We start from the raw sequence: 18,589 nt of genomic DNA, 5'->3' as shown, positions 1-18,589 counted from the left end.
GCGTTGTGTCTTCCAGTGCTTCCTTGGCTTCTGCTGGTTAGACGAGCGGCAGCGCTAAAAAGTTGCGGTGAGGCGGGAGAGATTAAGAGAAAGGCGCCGGTATGCCTAGACCGGCGCAAAATCAGCCGCCAATTAATTCATCCTTACCATCAGTCGACCTTTTCCATCGGATGCTGCTCCTCCAGTTCACCCACCTCCCGTGCAACCTGCCCCGGGGAGCCGGTGCGGCGCGCGAGCACATCGTAGGCCACCGGTACTATGTAAACGGTAAACAACGTGGCGGCCAACACCCCAAATAGCACCACGGTACCGATCACCGCACGGGTTTCCGAGCCCGCACCCGAGGACAGCAGCAACGGCAGTGAACCCGCGGCGGTGGTGATGCCGGTCATCAGGATCGGGCGCAGGCGGGTTTCCGCCGCCTGGCGCAAGGCCTGGCCAAATGCCATACCGCGATCGCGCAACTGGTTGGCAAACTCCACGATCAGAATGCCGTTCTTCGCCGCCAGCCCCACCAGCATGATCAGTCCCACCTGGCTGTAGATGTTCAGCGACTGATTGGTGAGCAGCAGACCCAACAAAGCGCCGGCCATCGCCAGTGGTACGGTGAACATGATCACCAGTGGGTGCACGAAGCTTTCGAACTGGGCGGCGAGTACCAGGAACACCACCAGCGCGCCCAGCAGTATCGCGAACAGGATGGTATTGCCGGAGTCCTCCAGGCTTTTCGACTGTCCCTTGTAGTCGATGACCGGGGTGCCCTCGAGATTGTCATCCACCAGCTGGTTCAGATATTCCAGTGCCTCGCCGAGTACCAGCCCGTCCGCCAGGTTAGCGTCGAGGGTAATGGAGCGCACCCGGTTGTAGCGCTGCAGTTGCGGTGAGCCCGCGTACTCGGTGACTTCCACCAGACTCTGCAACGGAATCAGGGCGCCGGTAGTGGTGGAACGCACATAGAGGTTCTCGAGGCTGTCCGGGGTGCGCTGCATATCGCGCTCTCCCTCGAGAATCACATCGTACTCCTCGCCGTTGTTGATAAAGGTGGTGGCGCGCAACGAACCGAACATCGTCTGCAGGGTGGTGCCCACATCGCTCACCTGTACCCCGAGGTCTGCGGCACGCTCGTAATCCACGTTGATGCGCAGCTGCGGTTGGGTCTCCTTGTAATCCCAGTCGACGCCCAGCAGCCCCGGGTTGGACTGATCGATGGCCCGGTTCAGCTGGTCCCGCCATTCGGTGAGCTGTTCGTAGCTACTGCCGCCGAGCACAAACTGCACCGGCTTGCCGAGACCGCCGCCAAAGCCCTGGCGCATCACCGGGAAGGCGCGTACCCCGCTCAGGTCACTCACCGCCGCACGCACCTGGTTCATCAGTTCGAACCCGGAGGGACGCTCGCCCCAGGGAGCCAGGGTGAAGATCACCATACCGGTGTTAAAGGTGGCGGAGGTGCCGAAGGAGCGCGGCGAGCGCACCAGCAGGCGGTTCACATAACCCTTTTCCACCAGTGGCATCAGCCGCTCCTCGATGGTGTCCATATATTCCTGCATGTACTGGTAGCTGGCCCCTTCGGGACCATTTACCAGCAGGAAGAAGGAGCCGCGGTCTTCCCGCGGCGCGTACTCGGTGGGAATCAGGCGGAAGGACAGCGCGGCAAAGGCCATCACTGCCACAAACACACCGCTGGCGACCCAGTGGTGGCGCAGGATAAAATCGAGTCCGCCCCGGTAACGGCGCTGGATGCGGGTCAGCGCAGTGTCCATAAAACGGGTGGCCGCATTGTGTTCATCGTTGGGGCGAATCAGCTTGGCTGCCAGCATCGGCGACAGGGTCAGCGCGGTGATGGAGGAGAAGATCACCGCCGCGGACATGGTCAGCGCGAATTCGGAAAACAGTCGGCCGATATCCCCTTCGAGAAAGGTGATCGGCACAAATACCGCCACCAGCACCAGGGTAGTTGCCACCACCGCGAAGCCCACTTCGCGGGTGCCGCGGTAGGCCGCCAGCAGCGGCGGCTCGCCGTATTCATCCATGCGCCGGAAAATGTTTTCCAGCACCACGATGGCATCGTCCACCACCAGGCCGATAGCCAGCACCAGTGCCAGCAGCGTCAACAGATTAATACTGAAGCCGAAGGCGTAGAGCAGGATGGAGGTGGCCACCAGGGATACCGGCACCGTTACCGCTGGTACCAGGGTTGCGCGCCAGTTGCCGAGGAACAGGTAGATCACCAGGGTCACCAGGATCACCGCGATCACCAGGGTGGTATACACCTCCTTGATCGCCTCGGACACAAACACCGAGGCATCGTAGCTCTGGCTCAGGCGCATGCCGTCCGGCAGTGTCTTGTTGACCTTGTCCATTTCCGCCTTGGCCGCTTCCGCCACCGCCACGATATTGCCGGTGGACTGGCGGGTGATGCCGATGCCCACCATGGGTTCGCCGTTACCGCGGAAGGTGGAGCGATCTTCCGCCGAGCCCAGTTCCACCCGCGCCACATCGCCGAGACGTACCACGTGGCCACTGTCACCGGTGGCAACCGCCAGCCGTGCGAAGTCCTCGGCGCTCTGGAACTGGCGCTGCAGGCGCAGGGTGAACTGCAGGTCGCTGGATTCCAGGTAGCCCGCCGGCAGCTCGCGGTTCTCGGCGCGCAGTGCCCGCTCAATGTCCGCGCTGGTGACGTTGTGTGCGGTCATGGCGCCGCGGTCCAGCCAGACGCGCATGGCAAAGTCTTTGGCCCCGCCCACGCGCACCCGGGCCACGCCGTCCAGCACCGAGAAGCGGTCCACCAGGTAGCGGTTGGCGTAGTCGGTCAGTTCCGGCACGCTCAGGCGATCTGAAGTGAGGTTGAGCCAGATCACCACATCGTCGCTGCTGTCGACCTTTTCGATCTCGGGGGGATCCGCTTCCACCGGCAGGTTGTTCAGCACCCCGGAGACCCGGTCGCGGATATCGTTGGCAGCGCCGTCGACGTCGCGGTTGATATTGAACTCGATGGAAATACGCGAGCGCCCGTCGGAGCTCGAGGAGGTGACGGTCTTGATACCCTCGATACCGGCAATGCGGTCTTCGATCTGACGGGTAATGCGGGTCTCCACGATATCCGCGGAAGCGCCCGGGTAATTGGTGGTAATGGAGACGATGGGCGGATCGATATCCGGGTATTCCCGCAAGGCCAGGCGATCGAAGCTGATCAAGCCGAACACCACCAGCAGCAGGGACAGGACCAGCGCAAAGACCGGGCGTTTGACCGCCGTATCACTGATGATCATTGATTGGCCGCTCCGTTATCCGCTTGCACGGACACTTCCTGGCCGTCGCGAATATGCAGCGTGCCGCGGGTCACTACCTGATCGCCCTGGGCGAGGCCCGAGAGCACCTCCACCTTGCCCTGGTAGCGGTGTCCTATCTCCACTTCGCGGCGCTGCACTATGTGCCCGCCCTCGGTTTGCTTCACCACAAACACAGACTGGTCGCCGGCCAGCGGTACCAGTGCGGCTTCGGGAATGGTCAGTGCTTGCCGTGGGTTGCTGATGATCCGCACCCGCAGCAGCATGCCCGGCTTGAGTTCACCCCGGGGGTTATCCAGGCGCGCACGCACGGTAAAGGCACGGGTTTGCGGGTCGACCCGCGCTTCCACAATCATCACCTCGCCGTTGAACACCCGCTTGGGATGGGCCTGGCTGACGGCTTCGATTTTCATGCCGCCGGAGATGGCGGACAGCTGCCGTTCGGGCACGGTGAAATCAAGCTTCAGGCGATCGATTTCCTGGATGGTGGTGATTTCGGTGGTGGGCGTGGCGAGGCTGCCGACGCTGATATTGCGCAGCCCCAGCTGGCCATCAAAAGGCGCGCGGATAATGCGGTCGTCGATGCGCGCCTGCAGGCCATCGATCAGTGCGCGGGTCTCCGCCACCTGGGTTTCCACCGCTTCCAGCTGCTCGCGGGTACTCAGGTTTTTATTTACCAGTCCGCGCAGGCGTTTTTCATCCCGTTCGAAGCGCTGCAGGGTGGCACGGGCGCCGGCCAACTCTGCCAGTTCCTCACCGTGGCTCAGTTCCACCAGTACGTCGCCGGCCTTGACCCGCTGGCCGCTCTCGAAATGGATCCGGCTGATATGTTCAGTGACCCCCGCGCGCAGAGACACAAACTCCCACGCCTTGGCGGTGCCCAGCGCTTCCACCGGATTGGAGATTGGCTCCAGCTCTACGGCTGCCGCGCGCACCGGCACCGGCGCGTTGTTGGGGCCCTGGGCAAATAGTGGAGAGGAGCTTAGGCATGCGACGAGCAGTGCGAAGAAACCGGCTTTAGCAGACGTGACGGGGCGGATCATTTTCATGACGATGGAAAACACCTAGTGGTCGGAGGCTTATTTTCTGTTTCTGGTGCGCAAAAGTCGGGCATCAAATGCAGCAACTTTCAGGCCAAATTAAAAGGGCGAAGTGTAAAAAGATAAAGAGTAAAGGGGTGAAAAGTCAGGGATGTGGATATTTACATAAATTTACCTCTCACTGTGGGCGCCGCGAGAGGCAATTCGATGAGCGGTGTTATTCTCGGGGTGGGCCGGGGTTGCTCAATGATTAGAGTATATGCGGAGTTCAGCTTTCCGGCATGCCGTCGAGGAAGGACTTTAACCAGCGGCAGGTCCAGCTTTGGGTGCCGATGTCGCTGGCCTTGACGGCAATTTCACAGGGGTGGATGCTCAGAATATGTGACTTACGGAAGCGGTAGTTACGTTCATTGGTTTCCGTTTGGTCTATTAGGGGGAAAGTGGGACGGTTTTTAGCGTGCCGCCAAACCACATCAGGGAAGTATCATGCCAGAATGTCATCACATACCTGCGCTGATTTTTAGGAAGGGATACTCAAGTTGTTGGATGTGGGTAGATTTTCGACAACAGATTATGCATCGACGTCATCGTAATGCTGGGGAATAGGTGCAGCCCCTTATGAAAGGCTTACATCCAATTATCAATAAGAGAAAATGAGGGATCACATAAAATGAAATACCAAGCAAAATTTGGTCATATGGCATTTGCCTTTATCTTTCTTTTTCAAGTTTCGGCGCATAGCAATGCGGAATTACCTTCTGCAACCCAGGCAAAGATTGACGATTACCTGAGTGCACTGGCCGAGCAGGGGGAGTTTAGCGGTTCGGTACTGGTGGCGAAACATGGTGAACTTCAAATGGCCAAGAGTTATGGATATGCCAATCTAGAACACCAAATTCTGAACACACCGCAAACCAAATTTCGTATCGGCTCACTCACCAAGCAGATCACCGCTGCGACTGTCCTCGCGTTAGCTGAGCAGGGGAAAATTGGCGTTGATGACAAGGTGTCAAAACACCTGCCGGACTCTCCGGATACCTGGAGCGAAATCACAATTCGTCATCTCCTGACTCACACCTCCGGAATCCAGAATTTTACTAGCTTTAAAGACAACCTGAAGTACGAGCGACTGCCGTCAACGCCAAAACAAACGGTGGATCGATTTATCAATATGGACCTGAATTTCGCTCCGGGTTCTGACTTTGGTTACAGCAATTCCGGTTATGTTCTGCTGGGCTATATCATCGAGCGAGTGGCTGAAAAGCCATTCGAAGAGGTGGTCGATTCATTGATTTTCAAAAAGGCCGGTATGACGGACTCCGGATAGGATCACCCGGGAATCATACTACGCAACCGGGCATCCGGATATTCCAAGGTAGGTGACGCATTGGTAAACGCATTCTACTTTGAGATGGATACGCCTTTCGCTGCCGGCGCTTTGTACTCCACCGTCAACGATCTGTTCAAATGGGATCAGGCACTGAATAGCGGGAAGATCATCTCCCCAGAATCCGTAAAGACAATGGAAACACCGTTTATCGGAAACTATGGATTCGGTGTATCCATTAAAGATGGCGAGGTATCCCACAGTGGAACCATAAGCGGCTTCAAGACGTTCATGCGCCGCTATCCAGATTCCGGTAGCAGCGTTATTGTACTGAGCAACTACCAGTTTGCGGACCCGGAGAACATCAGTCTTGAGATCGCAAAAGCTGCTATTCCCGGAAAAAATTAGATTTCCACCTTATGTCGCTTAAATCATTCCGAAAACTTTATTAAAGGCATGCCCAAAGGAATAGCTAATTTCGACCGGTCATGGCACTGCCAAAAGTGAAAATGAGACAACTCTCAAGGCGCGATTGGCGGTGGCTACCGTGTCAGGAATCGGCACTGTTCCGGTACTCATCATCAGCAGAATTTTGATGTATAAAAAAGCCCCGAGGCTATTCGCTAACCTCGGGGCATTAATTTGTCTGATTGGGGTGTGTCAGTCGCCGTAGATGATCTTGCTGTTCACCTTCACGGTCAGCGGGTGGTAGCCCGGCTTGGCCTTCTCGAAGATGCGCTTGGCTTCGTCGGTCTTGCCGTTTTCCACCATGTTGCGGTACAACGGGCGCAGGAACTTGTTGCGGCCGATGCTTACCAGGAAGTCTTCCAGGCGCGCGTTTGCGGGCTGGTAATCGTTGCGCACGGCAATCATCAGCCAGCTGAAGGCGATCTCGTTGTTCTTGGAATCAGTGAGTTTGAAGGTGCTATCCAGTTCCTTCAGTTGCTCCTCACTGAGTTTTTCCGGCATGCCGTCGAGGAAGTACTTCCACTGATGGAAGGTCCAGTCACTGGTGTCGATATCGCCGGCCTTGATCTCGCCGTTCAGCCACTGCTCGCGAACCGGATCCAGTTTGGTGAAGGCATCGGACTGCGGGTGCGGTGCGCCTTCGGGGATGCCGGGTTCGAAGATCCATTGCTGGATGCGCGCGCGGTCCAGTTTGTCCGGATACTGCTTCAGCAGGGTTTGATCCAGATACTTCACGAAGTCTTCGGTGGTGATGCTCTGGAAGGCGAAGTGGTTGAAGTACTCCATCAGGAATTTGTCGAAGTTTTCGCGGCCCACTTTCTGCTCCAGCTCGTACAGGAACAGCGAACCTTTCTCGTAAGGGATATTGGAAAAGACTTCATCGGGATCGCGGCCGCGCAGGTCGATAGCCATGATCTCGTCTTTATCTTCGCGATCATCCAAGTCGGCTTTGAGGTCGTCGTAGCCCAGTGCCATTTCCATCTGGTAGCGCTGGTCGCCGTAGATGAACTGCATGATGCGGTTGGTGAGGTAGGTGGTGAAACCTTCGTTCAGCCACAGGTCGCGCCAGCTGGCGTTGGTGATCAGGTTGCCGGACCAGGAGTGCGCCAGCTCGTGGGCAATCAGTGCCACCAGGCTTTTATCACCGGCGATTACGGTGGGGGTGATAAAGGAGAGGCGCGGGTTTTCCATACCGCCGAAGGGGAAGCTCGGGGGCAGGATCAGCAGGTCGTAGCGATCCCAGCGGTAAGGGCCGAAGTTTTCTTCGGTGGCCTCCAGCATGGATTCGGTGTCTTCAAACTCCTTGGCCGAGGCTTCCAGCAGTTCCGGCTCGGCGTAGACACCGGTGCGCTCGCCCATGGGTTTGAAGTCGAGGTTGCCGATGCCGATGGCGATCAGGTAGGAGGGGATGGCCTGGGGCATTTCGAATTCGAACACGCCGTCCATTTCTGCATTTGGATCATTGTTGGCACTCATCACCGCGCGCAACTCTTTGGGAGTGCGGATGGTGGCCTTGTAGGTCATGCGCACCTTGGGTGAATCCTGCAGCGGGATAAAGCTGCGCGCGTGGATGGCCTGGGCCTGGGTGAACAGGAAGGGGTGTTTTTTACCCGCGGTCTGCTGCGGCTCCAGCCATTGCACGCCGGAGGCACCGGGAGAAGTCTGGTACTGGATGGCGACACGGTTGGCGCCCTTTGGCAGGTTGATTTTCAGCGGGGTACCCAGGTGCGGGTCTTTTTTGCCCATGCTGAATTTCACGTCCTGCAGACCATCGCCGATACCAGCGCGCACGGCGGTCACGTCGATCTCGCGGGTGTCCAGAATCAGCGGTGGGTTTTTGGTGGTGAGCCGCTTGATGTCGAGTACGGCCTCACCTTTGAGGATCTTGTTGTCGAAATCCGCGGTGAGGTCGAGATCGAGGTGTTTGACGACATAGTCGTTGGTGTTGGCGAAGGCGTGATAGTCGACGCCGGATTCCGGCTGGGCCTTGTCCGCCAGTGGTGCATCTTTTTCGAGGTTTTCCGGCGTGTATTCGGTGGCGCTCTGCGGGATATCTGCAGTGCCTTTGTCGCCTGCCGGGGCTTCATTTTTACTGCAAGCGCTCAGCGTTATGAGGCTGCAGGCGAGCAGTCCGGTGCCGATCAGGCGGCCGAGGCTGGCGTTAAACAATTGGGGCAGCATGTAATGGCTCCGTGATTGTTGTTGTGCTTTTGATGGGGGAATTGGATAAATTCGTCGCGGCACAGAATACCCAATAGCAGTAGCCTCAGAAAGGGCGCATTCGATTTTACTTAGGGTTAGACAACAAAGAGTGAAGTGTCAATGTTTCAGGGGGCGCTTGCCGGTCGCGAGATGTGGGATACAGGGGGCGGGGCAAGCCAAGCCCCGAATGCGTGATCCGGGGCCTGTTTAAGTCGCTATGGAAGGCGGGTGACTACCAGCTGAGGCTGCGAGGTCACGCTGATGATGGATAAACCATCTGCAGAAAGCGCAAACCCACCTTTCTTGATTTCATTGGTATAGGTTGAAATGTGGCCGCTGGTGGTGCTGGTACCGTCGCTCCCATAGAGCCAATAGTCGGCTACACCGTAGTTGTAATAATCGCGAGCGCCGGCAAGTAGATTGTTACCGGGGGCAATCTCCACACAGCAGGGGTATGCGACGCCAGGAAGGTTCAGCAAAATGCTCCCGGTATTGGTGTCGAACTTGTCGAAGCTGTATGAGGTGCCTGAAACCGCATAGACAAAATCACCATTGAAGCTGACGGCCACATCGGTGTCGCCGGAAATACTGGTGCGATGGGTCGAAGTAATATCATTTGCCAGACTGGAATAGCGTATATCGAAACAGCCGGCTCCGGGTCCACTGGAGCAGTAAACCTTGCCATTTTCACTCACGTCTAACTCGTCACGGTAAGCGGAGTTATAGTCCGTTGCGCTTGTAATCAGAGATAAATCGTCCGCGTTGATCACCTGCAGTCGACCGTAAGTGGAACTTTCGCTTTCCCGATAGTAAGTGAACAACAGGGCGTTTCCTCTGACTCGACCAAAGCGCACATACTCCGGGTTCTTGGCATAAACACTGGTTGCTTCGATATCGAGAGAGAGATCGTAAGAGGTCACACTGCTCTGGTTTGCGTCGGTGGCAAAAAGCATTCCGCCATCACTGGAAATAGCAAGGGAGCTTATCTCACCTGCCGTTAGCGTGATGGTGTCTTCCAAGGCCCCGTTATAGATGTTGTAAACATCGATGGTGTTGCCACTTGCCGCATAGACGTAGGGTTTGACAGGGTCTGCGACCAGGTAACTGTAGCTGCTATCTACGTTGATGGTTTGAGCCGGGTCTGTGCTGCCTACCCAAAGGCTCACCTGCACTTCTTCCGTATTCTCCACAGTGGAATCGCTGGAGGAAATGGTGATGGTGGCAGTGTGCAGCTGATCCAGCTCCAGGCCGTCGGGGTTGGCGGATATTGTCAGGTTGCTACCAGTAACGCCTGACGCATCTATTGTCAGCCATGTTGCACTTGTAGCGGCCTGCCAGGGCACTCCGCCCTGCCAATAGCTATCTTCGATCAATATGGCTTTTTCCAGTACTTGTTTGCTGGGGAAACTGGAGAAACCAATGCCGTTGTCGTGGGCGATCAAGATATTGCTCGATGCTTTGACGGTAAATTGGTAACTGGTTTCGATGGCCTTGCCATCAACCGTTGCGCTCAGCGTTACCGTGCCTTGATAGGTGCCCTCCTGGAATTTTGAAGGATCAAAATTCAATGCAACTTCCTGCGGTTTTTCGCTGACTTCAATCACTGCGTCTGCGGACCAAGCGTCGGCCAGGGGGAAGTCCACCGAAACAGTGACGGTATGGCTGTTGCTGCCGGTACCCAGGCTTACCTGGTTCGTCAGCGTTGTGCTATCCCAGTCAAAGCTGGCGTCGAGTTCCTGTGTGGCACTGGAAACAGTGAATTGAGGCAGCTGGGCATCAATGTTGAAGGTCACATATTCGATATCGCCGGCATCGATATCCGTGATGGCCACTGTTTCCGCAACGGCATCTGCTGACACCAGTGTCATATCCAGGGTGAATACCACCTGTCCATCCCCCTGGCCACTGGTCACGTCTGCGGTAATTCCCGCAGTGGACTTGTCTTCCAGCGACCAGTTGAGATTTTCCGCCGCAATGTCGACAGTGTAAGTGAAGGTATTGTCTGAGCTGCCGCGCACGTAAAGCACATTGTGTTCATTGTTTGTGAGCGCCAGTTTTGCCCATTTTTCAGGGTTGTAGGGGTAATTGTCCGCGCTATCTTCGTAGCCGTCATTGTCGTCGTCGGTGTCCGCGTTATCCCCTATTCCATCGTCGTCGTAGTCGGCGACTTCGTCCGGATCCGTGGGGAAGGCATCATTAGCGTCGGTGACGCCATCGTTATCGTCATCGGTATCCGCATTGTTGCCGATGCCGTCGTTATCGCTGTCTTCGGTTTCCGTCGGGTCGCTCGGGAAGGTGTCGCTGCTGTCGGGCACTCCGTCCCCGTCGCTGTCCGGGTCACTACTTCCACCAGAACTGCTACTGCCAGAGCTACCACTGGAGCCCGGCGAGCTTGAGCCGCTGCTTGAGCTGGAAGAACTTCCGCTGGAACTGGATGAGCCGCTGGAAGAGGAGCTACTTGAAGATGAGCTGCTAGAAGAACTACTAGAAGATGAGCTCTCGCCGCCGGTGTAGGGGCCGACATAGTCCGTCAGCTGAAACTCGTAATCGGCATCTGCCAGTCGTGCGATACCGAGATCCTTCACGAAAGCGAAAGCATGCGCGACCTGGAGAATAACCTGGGTACCGTCAATATTTGCGGTGGCTTCCATACCGAATTGGACAACATGGGCATTTGCTTCCGTGTAACTGGTGGTGACTACGCCCTCTCCCTGGTAGCCGCGTGCCGCGTCGTAAGTGAATCCCCTGTTTCCGTATTCTGGCGTAATATTGACGGTGCCACTGCCGCTCTGTTCCAGAATATCGCCTGCTTCCAGGCCTGCATTCCAGAGGGGGATTTTTTGCTCCAGGCGGAGATCGACGGTGTAGGTACCCACACCGTCAATGTAGAGGTCGGGGGCATAGAAGCCGAGGTAGTAGATGCCGCTGGTGTCCGAGACAAAGTAATATTTGGCCCCGCTGGGGAATACCAGTGCACGGGCGCTTACTGAGCCAATAGTGACATCTTCGAAATGCGCCGGTTCGGTGTTCCAGTTGTAATAAAGCGCAACATCGTCTCCAGCGGGCAGATAGGGGTTGTAGCCCCCAGGGGGATTGCTGTCACCTCCGCTGCTACTGCTACTGCTACTGCTACTGCTACTGCTACTGCTACTGCTACTGCTACTGCTGCTACTGCCACCACTACTACTTGTGCTGCCCCCGGATGCGCTACCTGAGTCATCGCTGCCGCCACCTCCACCGCCACAGGCAGTGAGGGCTGCAGCCAGGATTAGATAAGCGAGGCCTTTGACGATCGGATTGAACATGTATGTTTCCCTAGATTACGGATCAGATTTCCGGCGTTTCTCCTGAAATAAACCTGCCGGGAATAGGTGAGTCCTGACCGGGAGAATTTGGAATGCGGATCGCACAAGTAATCGAGCTGAGTTTGTATTGGTTTTGTTCTTTTAGATTGCTTATTTCAATGGCTATTTTTTGCTTCGAAGGGGAAGCCGTGACTCCAGTAAAAATCTACGGGAGTTTCCGTTCGGGGGCTCGGGTGCCGGAGAGGTAGGGTGTTTTCTCCAGATAAGTCAGGTAGCCACCAGCAATCGGAACTTCAGACTATAACATTGCTTTCAGGTAGGAAAAAATGCTGCCAATCACGGTTGTGGGCGTGTTTTCGGAGTGGGTGTTTGTACGCAGCAAGAGTGAAGGGCGCGCGGAGGGCCGTCTTATCGCAAAGAGATTGTTGTGCGAGCGGGTTGCGGCCGTAAAACCCTCTGTCAATTGCTTGCAGAGGGCTATGTACCTGGCCGGCTTGTGTGGAAAAGGTAGCGTGCGTAAGCGTCGCGCTAAGGAGCGATCAGTCCAGACTGAAATCAAAATCCATTTCATCCCCGGGCGCCTGCACGTAGTAGCCCTGGATAAAGTCGGTGCCCGACTGCCACAGGGTGGGCAGCATGCTGGCCTGCTCCACGTGGGGAACGATGACCTGGGTGTTGATTTCTTTTAGCTGGCCGACGAGCTTGACCAGCGCTTCGCTGTCTTCGCCCTCGTCCTGAACTTCGCGCACGAAGGAAGCGTCGACTTTGGCAATGTCTACTTTGACGTGTTCCAGTGCCTTGAATGGGCTGAGGCCGGTACCGAAGTGGCAGACGGCGACACGGCAACCCATGTCCTGCACGAGCTTGGCGAAGTCGCGCGCAGCGTGGAGGTGGCTGTTGATGTCTTCCGCGCGCAGCTGGAAAGTGACGGCTTTGGGCGGCACTTTGGCGGCCTTGAAGGCCACGCCGAGCCAGGCCGGCAGGCTGGTGTCTTTCAGGGAGGCGGCAGTGAGGTGCAGCAGTACCGACACATCCTCGCCTTTGGCGCGCTGGGCGGCAGCGGCTTTGATGGCACTGAGGATTACCCAGCGGTCCATTTTGGTGGACAGGCCGGCATCGCCGAGGGCTTCCAAAAAGGCGATGGGGGCAAGTTCTTCCTTGCCGTCGACGAGGCGCACCAGAACTTCATACAGCTTGTCGCCGCTGCCTTGCAGGCTGAGGATCGGTTGGTACAGAAGTTTGAGATTGCCTGCTTCCAGAGCTTGGGTGACACGGGCGCGATGATAGGTGTCGGCGTCGCCCTGCTGTTCGCTGTCGGGTTCATACAGAGCAAAGTTGTTGCCCTTGTCCTGTGTCATCGCCTGGTCGTGGGCTTTGGAGGCCTGTTCCAGCACCTTGTCGGCATTACCGGAGGTTTCACTCAGCAGCGAGATACCGATGGAGGCGGTGATATGCAGGGTTTTGCCGGCGGCTTCAAAGATGGTGTCGGCAATTTTTTGCAGCAGCTCTCTGGAGCGCGATTCGGCGCTGTCCGGGGTGGTTTCCGGCATCAGCAGGCAGTAGCTGTCTTCACCATAACGGGCGACGATATCGCCGCGGCGCACGCTGCTCTGCAGCAGCTCGGCGAATTTCTTGTGCAGATCGTCGGCGCCGGCGACTCCTACGATTTGCTGTACGGATTCTTCGAAACGATCGATTTCGATATACATCAGGCCGCCGGTGCGATGGGAGCCAGCGGCGGATTTGATGGCATTGTTCAGCAGCTGCACGAAGCGCTGGCGGTTGTACAGGCCGGTGGCGGCATCGCGGTTTTTGGCTTCGCTGAGCTGGGCCTCCAGCTCTTCGGTGTTGCCGCTGCTGGCGGCAATGCGCACCTGCAGGCAGCGCTCCTCGTCATAGACGGTTGAGAGCACTTCGGCTTTGGTCGAGAGCGGGGTGCCGTTCGCGGTTTTGGCTGTGAACTGCCACACCTGGGCTTCCACCTCGTTGTTGCTGATGGCGCACTGGCGCAGGAAGTCGCGGGCGTCTGGCTGCTCGCCCTCGGTGAGCATGTCGATCAGTGGCTGGTATTCGATATCGTCGCGGTCTTTGTAGCCAAAGCGCTCGGCGAAGGACTCATTGGCGTAGACGATAAGCCCGTCGGAAATGTAGGCGATGGCATCTTTGGAGCTGTCCAGCAGTTCCTTGGTGCGGTTCAGGGTGGCGTGGTAGCGGCGGTCGTGCAGGCGTGCCTGGCGTCGCTCCTCCAGGGCAGCGAGTTCCCGTTGGATCACCAGCAGTAGGTGCTGGTCTTCGTCGACGGTCACCACGTCGCGGGCACCGCTTTTCAGGCCTTCGACTACCGGCTGTGCGCCCTCGCGCTCACTGAGCAGAATGGTGGGAACATCTTTCTGCAGCTTGCTGATAGTACGGATAGCGGTGGCGGCTTCGAGCTGTTTGCTCTGCTCGGCGGCGATCAGCAGGTCCCAGCTGTGTTCCTGCAGCAGTTTGGTGAGGGCCGCTTCGCTGGCGACGTGCTGGGCCCGATTGGGGCGACCGGCGTTGTGCAGCATGCTCACCAGGCGCTGGGCTTCGGCCGGGGTGTCGTTAATCAGAAGAAGGCGGATGGTGTTGTCGCTGCTCATTGTAATCCTGTTGTACTGCGTCGCGGCGGTGCTGTTCTTTTAAATCTGTAATACCGCTTCCCTGCTGTACCGGTTGTCTGCCCGCATCATCCCTGGGGCCGCGAACCGGCTAGTGTAGGCCGGGAAAAACACTGCAAACAAGTGCGGGCTGCGCACTCTGGGATATGGTTCCGGAATCTGACAATAAACTGTTATTTCTTACTCAGTTCTTCGTCAAGAGACCCTTTCGGGGCCTCTTGGGTACCTCTTGGCTAACTCAGGAAAACTCGAAAATCGCGAAGCTGCCGGTGGCCAGGGTTTGCTGGTGCAGCGTTACCGTGCGGGTCTGGCCGGCGGCCACTATGTCCACCCTATCGCCCTGCTGGAACAGGGGCGTGGGCAACAACAGCTCCGGCGGGTGGCCCGCATCGCCGGTGAGCAGTCCTGCGATGGGATCACTGCGGCGTCCACCCTTGATATGGCGGTGCGCGCGCACAGCACTGGTATGGCCACCGAGCATTTCCACTCCAGCGCGGCACTGCTCCGGAAGTGCGTATTGCCAGCGCACCAGGGCAATCTCCCAGCGGGAGTTGACCCGCAGAGCGATGAGGTCGCCGCTGTGCAGGCGCCCCTGGGTATCCGGCGGTAGCCGCAGGCCGGCGCCACTGTTACTGGTATTCAGCAGGGTCGCGGCAATGGGCTGGTAACGTTTTTGGGTATTGGCTGTGTCTTTATTTCTGCGACCGACCGATGGCGCACTGGGCAGTGCACAGGAGTAGTCGTCGGCTTGGTTATCGGCGTGGTTGTTGGCGTAGTTGTCGGGGTAGTTGCCGGGTATCGAGACTTCGTAATCTTTCAGGGCGCGACCGGTGTGGTAGTCGATGGAATCCACTTCCATGACCAGACGCTGTTCCGGCTGGCCGCTTTCGTTGGGGGCGAAAGTCGTTGTCAGTTCCGGGGCTGGTTCATCGCCCTGCTTGAGGTGGTGGCAGATGGCGCTGATTCCGAGGACGACCTCGCAGCGAATATCCACGGGTGTGCGCTGGCCGTCGCGACCTTTTTCACCATCCCACAGAGCCTGAACCTGCAGCAGCATGTCCGGTGACAATTTCCCGGGGCGGCGCAGGCAGCGTTGCAGTTGTTGTAATGGCCCCCGGAGGTCAATCGACCAGCCCAGCGGTGCCGAGAAGTGCTTCATGTCCACCCGGCTATGACGCAGGCGCACCGCCGGTATCGGGGGCTGGTCCAGCTTGAGGCTGGCAACAAGCCCTTTGGCCCCGGGTTGGGGGTTGTCCAGCAGGTTGCTCTGGCGCGCCCAGCGGTCGCAGCACTGCCACAGTTGTTGCTGCTCGTTTACGCCGAGTTGCAGGGGGTTGGCACTGGCAAACAGGGCGACCTGCAGGTAGGGGTGGGCGGGTGTTTCCCAGCGGCTGAAAAGTCGCAGCGGGTTGGCGGCGCTCAGGCCTTTTGCGAGAGGGTCCAGGACCCGGCGCTGTGCCAGATGCTGTTCGCGGGCCAGCTGCAGCAGGCGTTGCATGCGTCCCCAGCAATTTTTTGGCGTCGCCAGGTAAAAGTGACTGCTGACCTGGATCAGCTGGCGATAGCTGTCGATGCCCCGGTGCAGGGCGCGAGCCAATCGCCGGCGGTAGAGGAGCGTGTGTGGCTCCCGCACCAGTTGCACACAGGCGCTGGTATAAGCGAGGGCCTGATGCTGGTACAGAATGGCGGCGGTCAGCAGGTCGCGGCGCTGTTCCTGGGTTTGGCCGTGGCCCTGATTGGCTGCGTCTTTCCCCTGCAGTTGCGACAGCGCCAGCAGATCGCAGTGGGCCAGGATAATCGGGCGCAGTATTTCCAGGCTGGCGAGGCGCAGTGATGCCGGGGCAGTCCAGCGCGTGATCTCGGCCAGCAGGCTGCGCAGGGTGCCGGCATTGCGCTGGGTCTTGTGATCAATGGGGTTCTGTTGCAGATAACTGCAAATCCAGCGTTTGAGCTGGCGGTGATTGTGGCAGCCGCACGTGAGCTGTTTCAGGTCCTGGGGCCCGGGAGAAAGTCGTTCGAGCAGGTTCGGCGTGGGTGTCGCCCGGGCTCGGCTGGGTGGGCTTTGTGTGGGGGAGTCGGGCGCTGTCGAATTATCCGCCATGGCATCTGCTGGCTGCCGGCGGCTGTTAGCGGGGTTGTTATCTGGTGGTGTGGCTTCGGTGCCAGACCGGGCTCGTGGCCCGATCTCAATCTCTGCTGCTTCCTGCATGGCGATAACCGGGTGTTATGTCCTTGCAGTATACGAAGCGGTTGCCGTTACACAATTGTGTATGTGGAAAACGGCGACGAAAGTGTGGGTAAAATCCCACAAAAAATTGGAAAAATTCGCGAACAGGTCGCGCATTAGCTCTTTCGAGGGGTGGGGTTAGCCCGGGTCAAATCGGGGTTTTGGATTTTTCCGCCGGAATTTCCCGCACCAGTTTGGGAACCAGGTATCCGGGCAGTCGCTGGCGTATGGCTTCGACCAAGGCGCGGGCGCGCTCGTCGCTCACCTCAAAATGTGCGGCGCCCTGCACCCGGTCCAGTTGGTGCAGGTAATAGGGCAGGACACCGGCATCGAACAGGGTTTCGGAGAGGTCGGCGAGGGCGTCCTGGTCGTCGTTGACGCCTTTCAGCAGTACCGCCTGGTTCAGCAGCGTCACGCCCGCGGCCTTGAGTTTGGCCAGGCCCTGGCGCACGGCAGTGTCGATCTCATTGGCGTGGTTGCAGTGCAGTACCAGCACTGGTTTCAGGCGGCTGTTGCCAAACCACTGCAGGAATTCGTCGTTGATCCGCGATGGCGCCACAATCGGCAGCCGGGTATGGATGCGCAGTTTGTCCAGCTGCGGTATCTGCGCCAGTTCGCCGGCCAGCCAGGAAAGTTGGCGGTCGCTCATCACCAGCGGGTCGCCGCCACTCAGGATCACTTCCCGCAGGTCCTGCTGGGCGCGGATATAGTCCAGGGCCTGCTGCCACTGGTTGCGGCTGAGGTGGTTGTCGCTGTAGGGAAAGGCGCGGCGGAAGCAGTAGCGGCAGTTGACCGCACACTGGCCGGCAGTGATCAGCAGCAGGCGGCCGCGGTACTTGTGCACTACCCCTGGCACCGGGTTGGCGTTGGCCTCGTCCAGCGGGTCGTCGCTGAAGCCCGGGGTAGGCTGCAGTTCGGCGCCGGTGGGCAATACTTGCAGCAGTAACGGGTCTTTGGGATCGCCGGGGCGGATGCGATTCAGAAAGGGCCGCGGTACCCGCAGCTGGAACAGCCCGGCGGCGGCGGTCAGCTGGGGCAGCTGTTCCGGGGCCAGTTGCAGCAGGTCGAGGAGCTGTTGCGGATCGGTCAATAGGTCGGCCATTTCTTCCTGCCAGCGGCGCGGGTGCAGGGTCTCGTCGCCGGAGTTGGCGATTTCGACGCTGTTGATTTCACGGGCGGGCTGGCGGTGCTGTATCATAGCGGGCTGTTTTTTGGCGCGGTGGCGGTTTGCTGCTGAATGGTCCCTTTCGGGCCGCGCGAAGTTTAATCAATTTGACGGCTTAATGCTGATATTTCGAGGAACTCATGGCTACTTATTCCACTAACGAATTCAAAGGCGGTCTGAAGGTGATGCTGGACGGCGACCCTTGCTCCATTGTGGACAATGAGTTCGTGAAGCCCGGTAAGGGCCAGGCGTTCAACCGTGTGAAGCTGCGCAACCTGAAGACCGGCCGGGTATGGGAGCGTACTTTCCGCTCTGGTGAGAGCCTGGAAGGTGCGGATGTGATGGACCGGGATATGGAATACCTCTACAACGATGGTGAGTTTTTCCATTTCATGGAGCCGGAGACGTTTGAGCAGCATCAGGCGGACGCGAATATCGTGGGCGATGCGGCCAAGTGGCTGAAGGAGCAGGATGTTTGCGTGGTGACTCTGTACAACGGTGCGCCGCTGGCGGTGACTCCGCCCAACCATGTGATTCTGGAAATTACCGATACCGATCCGGGTGTACGCGGTGATACCGCCCAGGGTGGTACCAAGCCGGCGACTCTGGTTACCGGTGCAGTGGTGAAGGTGCCGCTGTTCCTGGAAATCGGCGAGACCATCAAGGTGGATACCCGTACTGCGGAATACCTGGGTCGCGCCAAGGAAGACTGATCGATTCTGCTACCACTGCTCCCGTTATTCTGGTGTGGTGGCGGCAAGTCACCGGGGATAGGTTTTCAGGACCGCTGTGAATACATCCCTGTACGCTGCGTCGGCGACGTCCATGTCGCCGACGCTCCTGAAAACCTATCCCCGGCGCCTCGCCTTCTCCCCTTATATCTCTGCCATTTGGCACGCATAAACTAAGTCCGCCAGTTTCCTCTG

At 58.1% G+C, this 18,589-nt stretch carries 8 protein-coding genes and 1 pseudogene; 2 read left to right on the top strand and 7 right to left on the bottom strand.

The genetic code is table 11. The features are described from left to right. Window positions 1–149: 149 nt before the first annotated feature. Window positions 150–3,269, bottom strand: a complete 3,120-nt coding sequence (locus tag M0G74_RS05085) for an efflux RND transporter permease subunit (protein ID WP_248215241.1) — start codon at window positions 3,267–3,269, stop codon at window positions 150–152. After that, complete coding sequence (locus M0G74_RS05080) at window positions 3,266–4,336, bottom strand: efflux RND transporter periplasmic adaptor subunit (protein ID WP_248215240.1); 1,071 nt, start codon at window positions 4,334–4,336, stop codon at window positions 3,266–3,268. Before M0G74_RS05080 ends, M0G74_RS05085 begins: the two co-directional genes overlap by 4 nt. Window positions 4,337–4,997: 661 nt before the next feature. Here M0G74_RS05080 and M0G74_RS05075 point away from each other — a divergent pair. Next, a pseudogene (locus tag M0G74_RS05075) lies at window positions 4,998–6,062 on the top strand (serine hydrolase domain-containing protein). Window positions 6,063–6,314: 252 nt separating this feature from the next. Here M0G74_RS05075 and M0G74_RS05070 read toward each other — a convergent pair. The 5 genes from M0G74_RS05070 to epmB all read right to left on the bottom strand — a co-directional run bounded on the left by M0G74_RS05070 (window position 6,315) and on the right by epmB (window position 17,696). Then, window positions 6,315–8,303 (bottom strand): M1 family metallopeptidase, encoded by a 1,989-nt coding sequence (locus M0G74_RS05070; RefSeq protein ID WP_248215239.1) that lies wholly within the window; start codon window positions 8,301–8,303, stop codon window positions 6,315–6,317. Between the two features lie 236 nt (window positions 8,304–8,539). Next, entirely contained in the window at window positions 8,540–11,629 is a 3,090-nt protein-coding gene (locus M0G74_RS05065; RefSeq protein WP_248215238.1) for a thrombospondin type 3 repeat-containing protein, read from the bottom strand. Between the two features lie 539 nt (window positions 11,630–12,168). Beyond that, on the bottom strand, window positions 12,169–14,253 hold the full coding sequence (locus M0G74_RS05060) for an EAL domain-containing protein (RefSeq protein WP_248215234.1): 2,085 nt from the start codon (window positions 14,251–14,253) through the stop codon (window positions 12,169–12,171). 256 nt (window positions 14,254–14,509) lie between these two features. Beyond that, the gene (locus M0G74_RS05055; protein WP_248215232.1) at window positions 14,510–16,480 is read right to left on the bottom strand and encodes a hypothetical protein; all 1,971 of its coding nucleotides are present in this window, start codon (window positions 16,478–16,480) and stop codon (window positions 14,510–14,512) included. Window positions 16,481–16,646: 166 nt separating this feature from the next. Then, a complete protein-coding gene (epmB, locus tag M0G74_RS05050) occupies window positions 16,647–17,696 on the bottom strand; it encodes an EF-P beta-lysylation protein EpmB (RefSeq protein ID WP_248215230.1) in 1,050 nt (349 codons plus the stop codon). Window positions 17,697–17,803: 107 nt separating this feature from the next. On the opposite strand from epmB, the gene efp reads away from it, so the two are divergent. Beyond that, a complete protein-coding gene (gene efp, locus M0G74_RS05045) occupies window positions 17,804–18,376 on the top strand; it encodes an elongation factor P (protein ID WP_160152140.1) in 573 nt (190 codons plus the stop codon). Window positions 18,377–18,589: the final 213 nt, after the last annotated feature.

This window comes from Microbulbifer sp. CAU 1566 (genome assembly GCF_023156515.1).
Classification (GTDB): domain Bacteria; phylum Pseudomonadota; class Gammaproteobacteria; order Pseudomonadales; family Cellvibrionaceae; genus Microbulbifer.
Note: the sequence above shows the minus strand (reverse complement) of the source record. Positions and strands in the feature narration are given on the sequence as shown.